Source organism: Nonomuraea jabiensis (assembly GCF_014204795.1).
GTDB classification, from domain to species: Bacteria; Actinomycetota; Actinomycetes; order Streptosporangiales; family Streptosporangiaceae; genus Nonomuraea; species Nonomuraea jabiensis.
Window position 1 is genome coordinate 2,570,580 of sequence record NZ_JACHMB010000001.1, and the last position, 13,091, is coordinate 2,583,670.

At 72.8% G+C, this 13,091-nt stretch carries 15 protein-coding genes; 5 read left to right on the forward strand and 10 right to left on the reverse strand.

Annotated features, from left to right (window positions below; genetic code table 11):
- On the reverse strand, positions 1-1,443 hold the full coding sequence (locus HD596_RS11165; RefSeq protein ID WP_185069188.1) for an MFS transporter: 1,443 nt from the start codon (positions 1,441-1,443) through the stop codon (positions 1-3).
- A 371-nt stretch (positions 1,444-1,814) separates the two neighbouring features.
- Between HD596_RS11165 and HD596_RS11170 the strand changes: the two genes are divergently transcribed.
- Entirely contained in the window at positions 1,815-3,047 is a 1,233-nt protein-coding gene (locus HD596_RS11170) for a S1C family serine protease (protein WP_185069189.1), read from the forward strand.
- A gap of 159 nt (positions 3,048-3,206) precedes the next feature.
- Here the strand turns inward: HD596_RS11170 and HD596_RS63675 are convergent, their stop codons facing one another.
- From HD596_RS63675 to HD596_RS11195, 5 genes are all read right to left on the reverse strand, one after another.
- Complete coding sequence (locus HD596_RS63675) at positions 3,207-3,944, reverse strand: GNAT family N-acetyltransferase (protein WP_221519283.1); 738 nt, start codon at positions 3,942-3,944, stop codon at positions 3,207-3,209.
- A 74-nt stretch (positions 3,945-4,018) separates the two neighbouring features.
- Positions 4,019-4,684, reverse strand: coding sequence for a response regulator (locus HD596_RS11180; RefSeq protein WP_185069190.1), 666 nt, complete (start codon positions 4,682-4,684; stop codon positions 4,019-4,021).
- Positions 4,681-5,853 carry a sensor histidine kinase gene (locus HD596_RS11185; RefSeq protein WP_313043597.1) on the reverse strand — a complete coding sequence of 391 codons (1,173 nt, stop codon included), beginning with the start codon at positions 5,851-5,853 and terminating at the stop codon, positions 4,681-4,683. The genes HD596_RS11180 and HD596_RS11185 overlap by 4 nt, the downstream gene beginning before the upstream one ends.
- A 23-nt stretch (positions 5,854-5,876) precedes the next feature.
- The gene (locus tag HD596_RS11190) at positions 5,877-6,461 is read right to left on the reverse strand and encodes a hypothetical protein (RefSeq protein ID WP_185069192.1); all 585 of its coding nucleotides are present in this window, start codon (positions 6,459-6,461) and stop codon (positions 5,877-5,879) included.
- A gap of 92 nt (positions 6,462-6,553) precedes the next feature.
- On the reverse strand, positions 6,554-6,733 hold the full coding sequence (locus HD596_RS11195) for a hypothetical protein (RefSeq protein ID WP_185069193.1): 180 nt from the start codon (positions 6,731-6,733) through the stop codon (positions 6,554-6,556).
- Positions 6,734-6,887: 154 nt separating this feature from the next.
- Here HD596_RS11195 and HD596_RS11200 point away from each other — a divergent pair, with 154 nt between their 5' ends.
- Positions 6,888-8,138, forward strand: coding sequence for a sensor histidine kinase (locus HD596_RS11200; RefSeq protein WP_185069194.1), 1,251 nt, complete (start codon positions 6,888-6,890; stop codon positions 8,136-8,138).
- Positions 8,126-8,776, forward strand: a complete 651-nt coding sequence (locus HD596_RS11205) for a response regulator (RefSeq protein ID WP_185069195.1) — start codon at positions 8,126-8,128, stop codon at positions 8,774-8,776. Before HD596_RS11200 ends, HD596_RS11205 begins: the two co-directional genes overlap by 13 nt.
- A gap of 4 nt (positions 8,777-8,780) precedes the next feature.
- Here the strand turns inward: HD596_RS11205 and HD596_RS11210 are convergent, their stop codons facing one another.
- The 4 genes from HD596_RS11210 to HD596_RS11225 are packed head-to-tail and all read right to left on the reverse strand — an operon-like array spanning position 8,781 to position 10,476.
- On the reverse strand, positions 8,781-9,029 hold the full coding sequence (locus HD596_RS11210) for a hypothetical protein (protein ID WP_185069196.1): 249 nt from the start codon (positions 9,027-9,029) through the stop codon (positions 8,781-8,783).
- A gap of 53 nt (positions 9,030-9,082) precedes the next feature.
- Positions 9,083-9,445, reverse strand: a complete 363-nt coding sequence (locus HD596_RS11215) for a hypothetical protein (RefSeq protein ID WP_185069197.1) — start codon at positions 9,443-9,445, stop codon at positions 9,083-9,085.
- 6 nt (positions 9,446-9,451) lie between these two features.
- Entirely contained in the window at positions 9,452-10,036 is a 585-nt protein-coding gene (locus tag HD596_RS11220) for a hypothetical protein (protein ID WP_185069198.1), read from the reverse strand.
- Between the two features lie 14 nt (positions 10,037-10,050).
- Positions 10,051-10,476 (reverse strand): Hsp20/alpha crystallin family protein, encoded by a 426-nt coding sequence (locus HD596_RS11225; RefSeq protein ID WP_185069199.1) that lies wholly within the window; start codon positions 10,474-10,476, stop codon positions 10,051-10,053.
- A gap of 175 nt (positions 10,477-10,651) precedes the next feature.
- Between HD596_RS11225 and HD596_RS11230 the strand changes: the two genes are divergently transcribed.
- Both HD596_RS11230 and HD596_RS11235 read left to right on the forward strand, forming a co-directional pair.
- Positions 10,652-11,674, forward strand: a complete 1,023-nt coding sequence (locus HD596_RS11230; RefSeq protein WP_185069200.1) for a CapA family protein — start codon at positions 10,652-10,654, stop codon at positions 11,672-11,674.
- Between the two features lie 89 nt (positions 11,675-11,763).
- Positions 11,764-13,089: a lipase family protein gene (locus tag HD596_RS11235; protein WP_185069201.1), complete on the forward strand. Its 1,326-nt coding sequence runs from the start codon at positions 11,764-11,766 to the stop codon at positions 13,087-13,089.
- Positions 13,090-13,091: the final 2 nt, after the last annotated feature.

Here is a 13,091-nt window from a genome sequence, read left to right on the forward strand (position 1 = left end):
TTAGATCGAGGCGGTCTTCTTGGGCATCACCAGCAGGGCCAGTACGGCGGCCGCCACCACGCCGGCGGCGCTGATGAGGAAGGCGGACGACATGGCCGTGGTGAAGGCCTCGCGGGCGGCGGCCGCGATCCCGGCGTCGCCGAGGCCGAGCGCGCTCCCGATCGAGAGGCGGGCCGCCGCCGGCGCGGTCGCGGGCATGGCCGCGGTGTAGGAACTGGCGAGTACGCTGCCCAGGACGGCGATGCCGAGGGCGGCGCCGGCCTGCTGGATGGTGTCGTTCAGCGCCGAGCCGACGCCGGCGTGCTCGGCCGGGATCGTGCCCATGAGGGCGGAGACCGCGGCGGGCATGGCCAGCCCGCCGCCGGCGCCCATGAGGAGCAGCGCCACGGCCGCGGTGGCCAGGCCGCTCGACGCGTCGAGGGTGCTCAGCAGGGCGAATCCGCCGGCGCTCACGACGAACCCGGTGACGATCAGCGGACGGTTGCCGAGCCGCGCGCCGAGGGTCGCGCCCAGGGTGTTGCAGGCCAGGGAGGCGACGGCCATCGGGATGAAGGCCAGGCCCGATTCGGTGGGCGTGTAGCCGAGGACGTACTGCAGGTACTGGGTGAGCACCAGCAGCAGGCCGCCGTTGCCGATCTGGACCAGGGTGAGCGAGAAGCTGCCGCCGCTGAAGGTGCGGTTGCGGAACAGGCGGAGCGGGACCATGGGGTGCGGCGTACGCAGCTCCCAGAGCACGAACCCGGCGAGCGCCACGACCGCCACGGCCAGCGCGGGCACGGACAGGCCGTGCGGCAGCTCGATGATCGTCCAGACCAGCGCCGACATGCCGGCCACCGACAGTACGGCTCCGAGGGGGTCGGGCCTGGTCTGCGGGCCCTTGGACTCGGGCATGAGCACCAGCGAGGCGACGATGGCCAGCGCCGCGATCGGCACGTTGATCAGGAACACGGCGCCCCACCAGAACCAGGCGATCAGCGCGCCGCCCAGCACCGGCCCGCCGACCAGGCCGACCATGGCGACCGCGCTCCAGGCGGCCATCGCCTTGCGCCTCTCCTGCTCGTCGAACACGGTGATCAGGATCGACAGGGTGCTCGGCATGATGAGCGCGCCGCCGATGCCCATCACGGTGCGGGCGGCGATCAGCGTCACCGGATCGGCGGCGTAGGCGGCCGCCAGCGAGGCCACCCCGAACAGGGCCAGCCCGATGACCATCACCCTGCGCCTGCCGAACCGGTCGGACAGGCTGCCCGCCGTCAGCAGCAAGCCGGCGAAGACCAGGATGTACGAGTCCAGGATCCACTGGATGTCCTGCGCGCTCGCGCCCAGGTCGGCGGTCAGCGGCGGGATCGCCACCGAGAGCACCATGTTGTCGACCACCAGCACGAGCGTGCTGAGACACAGCACCACCAAGATCAGCCAGCGGCGCGAATCGCGTGCTTGCATCAGACCCTCCCAGGCCGCGAGTACGTCGTCCTCGTTATGCGAACACTGTACGCACAAGAGAAGGGCGTTCGCAACCGGGCGGGCTGGACGGGGCCTCCGGCGTCGGCGGAGTGCCGCACCTACGGCGCCTGGCCGGGGAGGCGGCCGCGGAGCCGCCCGACGAGCTGTTCGAGTCGGTGATCGCCATGCTGACCTCGGGCATCGCGGCGATGGCCGGACAGATTTTTCGGGCTGTTGCGCCCGTGGCGGGGCCGTCGCGGCCTGCGGCGATAAGGCGGGTGTCAGGGTGCGCCGGGCGCGGGGATCTTGGGCTTAAGCAGGACTTACCCGCCGTTCGTCACGCTGGTGTCATCGGGACTCTAGGAGATGACATGGACGCGAACACGCCTCGCGAGGACAGCGCCGGCGGCTGGAGCCAGTTCGGTGACAAGCCGCCTGCCACCGGGACCTTCACCCGGCCCGGACCGGTGCTGCCGCCTCCTCCGCCGCCGCAGCGGCCACGGGCCGGGTTCATGCTCACGCGCAAGGCGGTCGCCGGGCTGGCGCTGGCGGCGTTCGCGGCGCTGGCGGCGACCGCGCTCGGGGGTGGCGCCGTCGGCGCCTACGTCGCCGGCGCCGGGCAGCCGGTCCCGACGGTCACCAAGACGGTGGCGAGCCCGGTCTTCCGTACGGCCTCCGGCCAGCTCACGGTCGCGCAGGTGGCGGAGAAGGTGCAGCCGTCGGTCGTGATGATCCAGGGGCAGTCCGCGGAGGGCTCCGGCGTGGTGCTGTCGGAGGACGGGCTGATCCTCACCAACAACCACGTGGTGAGCGGGCAGGGCAAGCAGCTGACGGTGAAGTTCAGCGACGGCAAGACGGCCAAGGCCACCGTGGTCGGCACCGACCCGGCCACCGACCTCGCCGTCATCCGGGCCGAGGGCGTGTCGGGGCTGGCCAAGGTCACGCTGGGCGACAGCGACCAGCTCAAGGTCGGGGACGACGTACTGGCCCTCGGCAGCCCCCTGGGCCTGGACGGGACGGTGACGTCGGGCATCATCAGCGCGCTCGACCGTACCGTGACCGCCGGTGGCGGCGGCCGGGGCGACCAGCAGCTCCCGCCGGGCTGGGGCGGGCAGCAGCAGAGCCAGGCGGAGGAGCCGACCACGCTCGGCGGCATGATCCAGACGGACGCGGCGATCAACCCGGGCAACTCCGGCGGCGCCCTGGTGAACGCGGCCGGCGAGCTGGTCGGCATCAACAGCGCGGTCGCCGCCGACGGCGTCAACCTCGGCTTCGCGATCCCCGTGAACACCGCCAAGCAGGTCTCCGAGCAGCTCATCAGCAAGGGCAAGGTGACCCACGCCTTCCTCGGGGTGAGCGTCACCGACGCCACCGGCGACGTGCCCGGCGCGCTGATCCGCCAGGTGAGCGCCGGCAGCCCGGCCGAGAAGGCCGGGCTGAAGCAGGGGGACCTGATCACCAAGATTGGCGAGACGGCGGTCTCCGGCGGCGACACGGTGGTGGGCCAGGTCCGCGGGTTCAAGGTCGGCCAGCAGGTGCCGGTCACGTACCAGCGGGACGGCAAGACCGCCACCGTGACCGTGACGATGGAGGAGAAGAAGTAGCCCGTCTCCCGCGCACCGCGCCCATGCCGCTCCTCGGCGTGCTCGATCCGGACGTGGGCGTGGACGCGGGAGCCGCGCCCGGGCGCGGAATGTGGACGATCACCGTCGCGGCGACGAGCTTGCGGCGGTCCGGAACGCCTCGACCTGAGCGCAGGGGCCTCAGCGGAGCGAGATGTAGAGGGCCTCGCCGACCTTGCGGTAGCCGACGCGGGCGTAGACCCGCGCGGCGCCGTCGTCGGCCGGGGTGAGGAACGGGGTCGTGACCCCGGCGCCCGCGCCCTCGCGGGTCAGCAGCGCCGTGACCGCGCCCGCGATGCCGCGCCGCCGGTGCGAGGGCAGCACCGCGATGCCCGCGACCTCGGCGACCCCGCCGTGCGGGCGGCCGAGCTGCCCGGCGCCGACGGCCTGCCCGGCGTCGAAGGCGGCCGCGATCAGGCCGCCGCCGTCGAGGACCCGCCGGAACCGCGCGATGTCGTGCTCGGTGGGCTCCGGCGCGTCGAACGCCTCGTTCATCACCCGAGCGACCTGCCAGAGGTCGGCGTCCTCGGTCACGAGCGCCACCGGTACGTCCACAGGCCGCTCCACCACCTCCGCCGGCGGGCACACCAGCAGCGGGTAGCGCCCCTCCTGGGCGAACCCGGCCGCGAGCAGGGCGTCCTCCACCTTTGGGGACACCTGCGGCACGTATTCCAGGCGGGGCGTCCTGGCCCGCGCGCGGAACGCCTCGATCAGCGCGGCGACCTCGTCCGCCGTGGGCGCGGCGTCGTCGTCGGGAACGGCGTAGTTGAACGGGAGCGCGTCGTCGTGCTCGTCGAACTTGATCGTGAACGGCCCGCACCGGACCGCCCGGTCCCCCGCCATCGACCTGAGATAGGCATGCACGTGAGCGCCCAGCAAGTGCGTTCTCCTTCCCTGAGGATGCGACCCCTGAGGATGCGACCCCTGAGGATCCGACGCATACGCTAGCCTGATCATCCCGCCCCGGGGACGATGAGGCCGCCCTCGTAGGCGGCGATCACCGCCTGCACCCGGTCCCGCAGCCCCAGCTTGGTCAGCACGTTGCTGACGTGGGTCTTCACGGTGTGCTCGCTGACCACCATGGCCTGCGCGATCTCCGCGTTGGACAGGCCACGGGCGATCATGCGCAGCGTCTCCTGCTCGCGGGCCGTGAGCACGCCCAGCCGCTCCGTCGGCGGCACGGCCGGACGGGCGACCGTCCTGGCGGTGAACTCGGCGATCAGCTTCGTGGTGACCGACGGCGCGAGCAGCGACTCCCCGGCCGCCACCACCCGTACGGCGTGGATGAGGTCGTCGCGGCGGACGTCCTTCAGCAGGAACCCGCTCGCCCCCGCGCGCAGCGCGTCGTAGACGTAGTCGTCCAGGTCGAACGTGGTCAGCATGAGGACGCGGCAGCCGCTCTCCGCGCACACGATCCTGGCCGCCTCGATGCCGTCCATGACGGGCATGCGGATGTCGAGCAGCAGCAGGTCGGGACCGTGCGCGCGGACGGCCGCGACGGCCTGCTCCCCGTCTCCCGCCTCGGCGACGACCTCGATGTCCGGCTGGGCGTCGAGGATCATGCTGAACCCGGCGCGTACGAGCTCCTGGTCGTCCGCGACCACCACGCGCACGCTCACGCCGCCACCGCCCGGCCGGCCAGCGGGAGGCGTACGAGGACCCGGAAGCCCGGCCCGTCGGCGCGGCGGCCGAAGTCGGCGGTGCCGCCGCAGGCCGCGGCCCGCTCGCGGATGCCGATCAGGCCGTTGCCGCCCGAGGGGAGCGAAGATCCGGAGCCGCGGCCGTCGTCGGCGATGTCGATCATGAGGGTGTCGTCCTGCCAGGTGAGTCTGATGTCGGCACGGGCCGCGCCGGCGTGCTTGACGATGTTGGTGAGGGCTTCCTGGGTGATCCGGTATGCGGCGATCTCCGTGTCGGGGGTCAGCGGCCCCGGCTCGCCGGAGGTGGAGTATGTCACGGCGAGGCCGGTGGCCCTGACCTGTTCGGCCAGGGTGGTGAGCGCGGCGATCGTCGGCTGCGGCGCCCGCGGGCCCTCCTCCTCCTTGAGCACGCTCAGCATCCGGCGGAGCTGGACCATGGCGTCGCGTCCCGCGGCGGCGATCGCGTCGAAGACGGCCTCCGCCCTGGCCGGGTCGCTCCTGACCACCACCGGTCCGGCCTCGGCCTGGACGACCATGAGGCTGACCGCGTGGGCCAGGATGTCGTGCATGTCGCGGGCGATCCTGGCCCGCTCGCGTTCGGCGGCCCGCTCGGCCTCGGCCTGGCGCTCGCGGGCCAGCTGGACGGCGCGTTCCTCGAGCGCGGCGGCGTGGGCGCGGGAGACGGCGGCGGCCCGGCCGATGGCGTAGGCGGCGGCGAAGAGCACGATGCCGCGCATCGCCGTCTCGGACGAGCCGACGATGAGCAGGCCGCCGGCGATCGTGAAGGCCAGCATGAGCAGGCGGGTCCATCTGGCGGAGTAGGCGGCCACGGTGTAGAGCGCCATGAGCGAGCCGTACCAGATGGGCTGCGCGGCCACCTCGTCCACGGCGTCGTAGAGGGCGGTCGTGACGAGGCTGGCCACCAGGACGGTCACCGGCGCCCGGCGCCGCCAGATCAGCGGCACCGCGGCGGCGACCACGACCGCGTAGCCCCACCAGTGCCAGGGCCCGCCGTACGGGTTCTCGCGGGAGAACAGCGGCCACAGCTGCACGACCAGCACCAGCAGCGCGAGCGCGGCGTCCAGCCAGATCTGCGGCAGCGAGCTCGACCACCGGCGAACCGCCGCAAAGAACCGTAGATCGGACACAGCATCCCATCTTGCCTCGTACGTCATGCGAGCGCGGCGGCGGGCCTGGACGTCGCCGGGACCTGGCGGGCAAGCGGGACGAACGAGACCAGCAGGCAGAGGGCGCCGAGCGGGATGAGGTCCTTGTCGATGAACGGCAGGACGAGGTCGACCAGGACCAGGACGGGCGTCCACACCCTGACCCGGCGCAGCGCCGCGAGCTGCACGACGAGGGCGAGCTGGCCGGCGAAGAACAGGAGGGGGACGACGTCGTAGACGACGGTCGAGACGCCGGGGACGCTCTGGACCCGGTCGAACAGCACGCCCATCGCCTCGTTGTCGGCGGACATGAACCCGACCACGATGTCGATGCCGAACTGGGCGAGCAGCGCCACGACGCCGGCGGTCCCGGCCGCCGCGCTCGCGGTGGCCAGGGCGTTCCCCCCGGCCATCCGCCGCATTTGCCAGAAGATGGGGACGAACAGGACGAGTGCCGCCATGAAGGCGAGGTGGCCGGTGGTCCACGCGATGCCGGGGCCCCGGCTGCCGTCGAGGCCGTCGAGGATCCGGATCACGCCGTAGGCGAGCACGAGCAGGGGCGCGGCGATGAAGGCGGTACGGGAGTTCATGGGGACGATCCTCGGCGTCGCGGGGGTCCCCGGGCATCGCCGGTAAGGGCGATTCCACGGCTCCCTCTCAAGAGCGAGGACGGATCCCCCGCTCAGTCGCGCCGCCGCGCGTAGTGCTGCTGGATCAGCGCGGCCGCGCAGGCCAGCGTGGCCAGGCCGAACCCGATGCCGACGAACATGTTGAGGTCGGAGGTGGAGGTGACCATGTTGGCGACCGCGAAGATCGCCAGCAGCAGCCACAGCAGGGGGCGGGGGATACGGACGGGGGCCATCGGGTGCTCCTCACGAGATCGGGTGACACCCCGAGACGCTACGGATCGCCGGCGCCACGGGCGATCCCGCCAGTGAGACAGCCCGAGGTACAGCAGGCTGTACTGTTCGTCCGGTATCGCGGCCTTGTCCGGGGAGATGCCCTAGGGTCTGAGGATGCCGACTCCCGACCCCGGGCCCTTACGCCGGTGGGACGTGGCGGCCCGGACCCGCGCCACCCTCGACGCCCTCGAACACCTCGTCGGCGGCGTCGGCACCGCCATCCTGGCGATCCTGGCCGTGTTCGCCGTGGCCGTCACCGCGCTGGCCTGCCTCCTCGGCGTGGGCCTGTTCCTGGTGCCCACCGCTCTGCACGTGCTGCGCGCCGTCGCCGACCGGGAGCGGGGGCGGCTGTCCCGCTGGGGGCCGGACGTCGTCATCAGTCCCGACCCGGTCCCGTCCGAGCTGCGAGCCGCGATCACGAACCCGGCGAGCCGGCGCGAGCTGTGCTGGGCGCTGGTCCACGCGTCCTTCGGGCTGCTGCTCGGGGCGCTCGGCATGACGCTGCCGCTCAGCGCGGTACGCGACCTGACGTTCCCGCTGTGGTGGCGGCTGATGCCGGACGGGGCGGGCGTGGACCTCTGGGTGGTGCACGACCTCCCGAGCGCCCTCGCGGTCGGCGCGCTGAGCGTGGGCTGGATCGCGCTGACCCTGGCCCTCGTCCCCGGCATGGCGCGCCTGCAGGCCTGGCCGGGGCGGCGGCTGCTGGCCGCCGACCCCGGCACCGACCTGGCGCTGCGGGTCGCCCAGCTCACCGCGACCCGCGCGGAGGCGCTCGACGCGCACGCCGCCGAGCTGCGGCGGATCGAGAGATCGCTGCACGACGGCACGCAGAACCGGCTCGTCGCCGTCAACGTCATGCTCGGCGCCGCCCGCCGCGCGCTGGCCCGCGACCCGGCCACCGCCGACGCCATGCTCGAACGCGCGCAGGACGCCGCCGAGCAGGCGCTGGCCGAGCTCCGCGCGGTCTCGCGCAGCATCCTGCCCCCGGTGCTGACGGACCGCAGCCTCGCCGACGCGCTGACCGGCCTGGCCGCCAGTTGCCCCGTCCCCTGCCGGATCGACGTCGACCTGCCCGGCAGGTGCGCCGCGTCCGTCGAGGCCACGGCCTACTTCGTGGTGGCCGAGGGGCTCACCAACATCGCCAAGTACAGCCAGGCGCGGCACGCCACCGTCACGATCCGACGGCACGACGACCGGCTGGACCTCCAGATCACCGACGACGGCCGCGGTGGAGCGGACGAGCGGCGCGGCTCGGGGCTGGCCGGGATCCGCCGCCGGGCCGAGGCCCTGGACGGGACCTTCGCGCTGACCAGCCCAGAAGGCGGACCTACCACCATGAATGTGAGCCTCCCATGCGGATTGTGATCGCCGAGGACGACCCGCTCCTGCGCGAAGGGCTCGCGCTGCTGCTGCGGGCGGAGTCGCTGGACGTCGTGGCCACCGCGCCCGACCCGGACGGCTTCCTGACCGCGATCGACGCCCACGAGCCGGACGTCGCCATCGTGGACGTCCGGATGCCCCCGACCCACACCGACGAGGGCATCGTCGCGGCCGTCGAGGCCCGGCGGCGGCAACCGGAGCTGGCCGTGCTCGTGCTGTCGGCGTACGTGGAGCAGGCGTTCGCCACCGACCTGCTCGCCCACGGCAGCGCCCGGCTGGGTTACCTGCTCAAGGAGCGGGTGGGGCGGGTCGAGGAGTTCATGGGAGCGCTGCACCGCGTGGCCGAGGGGGGCACGGCCATCGACCCGGAGGTCGTCGCGCAGCTGCTGGCCCGCAGCAGGCCCGACAACCGGCTCGACCGGCTCAGCCCGCGCGAGCGCGACGTGCTGGCCCTGATGGCCGAGGGCCTGGGCAACGCCGCGATCGCCGAGCGGCTGTTCGTCACCGACGGCGCCGTGCACAAGCACATCCGCAGCATCTTCGCCAAGCTCGACCTGGCGCCGACCGACCGGACGGACCGGCGCGTGGCGGCCGTCCTGCACTACCTGGAGAGCGGGAAATAGCGGGTTAAGCGCCCAGGTCGCGGGCGATGTTGTCCAGCCTGATGGCCAGCTCCTCCATGGCCTCCTCGCTCAGGCCGCCCTCCGGCAGCCGGGCCGCGAGCTCGTCACGGCTGGCGATGACCAGGCCCTTGTGCGCGTCGTCCACCTCATCGGCCGGCAGGACCACGCAGTCACCCCGGACGAACACCAACGTGGCGTCGGGGTGCTCCGACTGCAGCAGCTGGCGGACGCATTCAAGATCGATGAGAGACATCTCGGCTCCTCTGCCCCGACTGACTTCAAGCTGGGCGCTTACCCGGACGGCGGTCATCCGAACGTCGGGGGGCCGCCGTCGGCGTGCGAGCGCCGCACCCCGAACGTCACCAGGTACACGCCGGCCCCCAGCGCCACCAGGGCAGGCGGTACGGCGAGCAGCGGCCGCGCGGCCAGCAGCGCCAGCACGGCCAGGACCACCCCCACCAGCAGCCCGAGCGCGCCCGCCAGCAGGCGCACGCCGAGCCAGCTCGACGGCGGCGGCGCCTGCGGCCACTCGCCGTGGCCGCCTCCGTGCACGTCGGGCACGCCGGTGTCGCTCACCACGCCGGAGGAGGTGATCTCCTCGGGAGGCGGCGGCTCGCGCAGCACGGGAGCGAAGAACTCGTCCTCCGGATCCTTGTCGCGTCTGTTCATCCTGGATCACCTCGCCGGATCGGCTTCCTCCAGCTCGTGCAGGAACGGGTTGACCACGGCGTTCAGCTCGGCCAGGAGCGCTTCGAGCGAGGCCTGGGCGTCGTCGAGGTTCGGCAGGCCCGCGGCCCGGGCGTGGGTGGGCGTCGGCAGGCGCCCGACCGGCAGCGGAACGCGCAGCTCCAGCGTGCTCAGCGCGGTCGGCCGCTCGTACGGCGGCGGCACGTACGTGGGCTCCTGGCGCTGCCAGCTCGACCAGCCCCGCGGCAGCGGGAACGAGAGCGGGGCGGCCAGCTCGACCACCGCCAGCAGGCCCGGCGCCTCCTCCGGGCGGTGGCAGGTCGCGTCCAGCACCCGCGGGTGGCGGCGCACGTAGGCGTGCTCCGCCACCGGGCGCGTGGCCACCTCCCACGCGCCCAGCGCGAAGTGCAGCGGGTCCAGCGTGACGCCGCCCGCGGCCGGCTCGCCGTCCACGGCTTCGAAGGCATGCCGCCACCTGCGCAGCTCCTCGCCGTAGCGCTCCTGCGCGCTGCCCGGCTCCGCGCCGTCGCGCCCTCGCGCGGCGCCGATCCAGAACGCCTGCGTGCCGGCCATGCGCCTCCCCGGTGTCAGCCCTTGATCTCGATGCGGCGGGCGCGGCCCTTCTCGGTCTTGGGAACGCGCACGGTCAGGATGCCGTCCGCCAGCTCGCCGCCGATGTGCTCGGTGTCGGCGTCGCTCGGCAGGATCGTCCGGTAGACGAACCGTCCGGTGCGCCGGCGCAGCATCTGGCCCTTGTCCTCCTCGCTGATCTCCCCGGACACGCACAGCTCGCTGTCGTTGACCTCGACGTTGATGTCCTCCCGCTTCAGGCCGGGCAGCTCCGCCCGGACGATGTAGGCGTCCGGGGTCTCCTCGGTCTCCGCCACCGGCCGCCAGGCGGCCATGTCGCCCTCCGCGCCCTGCTCGAAGAGCCGCCCCATCTGGTCCCACAGCTGCTCGAACTCGGTGAAGGGATCCCAGGACCGCCTCTGCCAGGGAACACCCGCCTGCATCGCTCCGCGATTGCGCCTTATCGGCAAAGCCACTGCTTTCTCACCTCCGTGACGTGAGGGACACCGTCGTCCCCCTCCCCCAAATTCATCCCTTACCCGCAATCTTCCGTCGTGAACGGTTCCGTCGCAGGTCAGAGGGCGTGTCGAAGCCATCGGACGGGGAAGCTGGGTGGACATGACCGACGGAACGGGGACCACGCCGGGCGCCGGGGAATCCGCCCTCCCCACGGTCACGCTGGCGCTCGCGGGCGACACCATGCTCGGCCGCGGCGTGGCCGAGCGGCTGAGGCTGAGCGCCGACCCGGCCGACTTCTTCGACACCGGCGTGCGCTCGGCGCTCTCCCGGGCCGATCTGGTCCTGTTCAACCTCGAATGCTGCGTCTCGGACCGCGGCCGGCGCTGGGACCCGATGCGCAAGGCGTTCCACTTCCGCGCCCCGCCCCAGGCCGCGGCGATGCTGGCGGAGCTGGGCGTGCACGCGGTCACGCTGGCCAACAACCACGCCCTCGACTACGGCCACGAGGCCCTCCTCGACACCCTCGACCACCTGGCGGCGGCCGGGATCCGCACCGTGGGCGCGGGCGCCGACCTGGCCCGGGCCTGGGAGCCCGCCGAGCTGAAGGTGGGGGACCTCCGCCTGGCGGTGCTGGGCGTCACCGACCATCCCCCCGAGTTCGCGGCCACCGAGCGCAGGCCCGGCGTCGCGTACGCCGACCTCGGCTCCGGGGTGCCGGACCGGCTCACGAGCACGATCGGGAGCCTGGCCGCCGGCCTCGTCCTGGTCTGCGTCCACTGGGGCCCGAACATGACCTCCAAGCCCGTCACGCACGTCCGCCGCGCCGCCCGGGCCCTGGTGAAGGCCGGCGCGTCCCTGGTGGCCGGGCATTCCGCGCACGTCTTCCACGGGGTGGCCGGACCGGTCCTGTACGACCTGGGCGACCTCATCGACGACTACATCGTGGACCCCGAGCTCCGCAACGACCTCGGCCTGATCTTCCTGGTCACCCTGGACGAGCGGGGCCCGGTACGGCTGCGCGCCGTCCCCATCGCGCTGGACTACTGCCGTACCAGGATCGCGAACGACCTGGAGACCCGCTGGATCCGGGCCCGGTTCACCGCCGCCTGCGCCGACCTCGGCACCGAGGTCCGGTCGGAGGCCGGCGCGCTCACCGTCGATCTCCGGCCACCCGCGGATTGACCGGACGCGCCACCCACTTCGGGTACGCGGTCAATCATGCAGAGTGACCATATGGTGTGGTCAGTGGCCCACCTAGCGAGAGGATCGACATGGTGCACGAGCCGAGAATCGACGTCGAGAGCAGAGCCCAGTCGGTCAGGAACAGCCTGACAGAGGAGCAGTCCGAGCGGATCTCGGACGCGCTCGGCGAGCAGGGGATCTGGTTCGCGACCCCGCATCCCGGCGTGAGCGAGGCGCCCAGGCCCGACCGCGTCTGGGAGCTGGTGGGCGACAAGCCGCACCTGGGGCGCACGGCCACCGGGCGGGCCGCGATCCATCTCGCCGACGGGCACACCGCGCTGACCCGGCCGCTGATCCTCGCCGACGGCTTCGGTTACGGGCCCAGCGACCTGGACGCGTTGTGGGCCCACTTCAACAGCGAGCGCAGCCCCGGGTTCCTGGACCAGCTCCGGACCATGGGCATCGACGTCATCCTCCTGGGCTTCGACCAGCGCCAGACGTACCTCCAGGCCAACGCCGCCGTGGCGGTCACCTGCGTCCAGCGCGCCATCCAGGAGCGGCAGGGCGACCTCCCGCTCGTCGTCGGCGGCGTCAGCATGGGCGGCATGGTCACCAGGTACGCGCTGGCGCGCATGGAGACCGAGGGCGCCGACCACCAGACCGACAAGTACTTCTCCTTCGACACACCGCACCTCGGCGCCTGGATCCCGCTGGTGCTCCAGCAGCTCGCCTACCTGCACGAATCGCTGGAGCCGAACGCGAACGGCCCCGGGCAGGCCGAGCTGATCCGCAGCCCGGCCGCGCAGCAGCTCCTGTGGGCCTGGGTCGAGAACGAGGACTACTCGGGCCCCGTGACCACCGCCAGCCCGCTGCGCACGGAGTTCCTGGACGATCTGCGCCGGGTCGGCTGGTTCCCGATCCGGCCGTACAAGCTGGGGCTGGCCAACGGGGTCGGCGACGGCACGGGGCGCGACCTGCCGCCGGGCACGCCGGTGTTCGACCTGCACTACGACCCGCTGCAGCTCACGGCCAGGATCCAGCCGGACATGGGCCAGCTGCAGAACGTCGGCACGGTCAAGTTCGGGGCTCCGACGTGGACGAGCGCCACCTCGCACGTGGCCGCGTTCGACGGGGCGCCGGGCGGCACGCTCGACTCGTGGGGCAGGGTGGCCGACGCGATCGGGCTGCCCGTCCAGGAGCGGTTCCGCCACAGCTGCTTCGTGCCCGCGGTCAGCGCCATCGCCCTGGCCAGGGACCCGTACCACTGGCAGACCGACCTGTACAGGGACCTCACCGAGCTGCCGAAGGACGAGACATTCCTGGACGCGTTCTGCTGCGACACGGCCAACACCGAGCACGGCAACGTCTCCGAGGTGCTGATCGACTGGTTCCTGGAGCAGCTCGCCGGCTGGTAGCC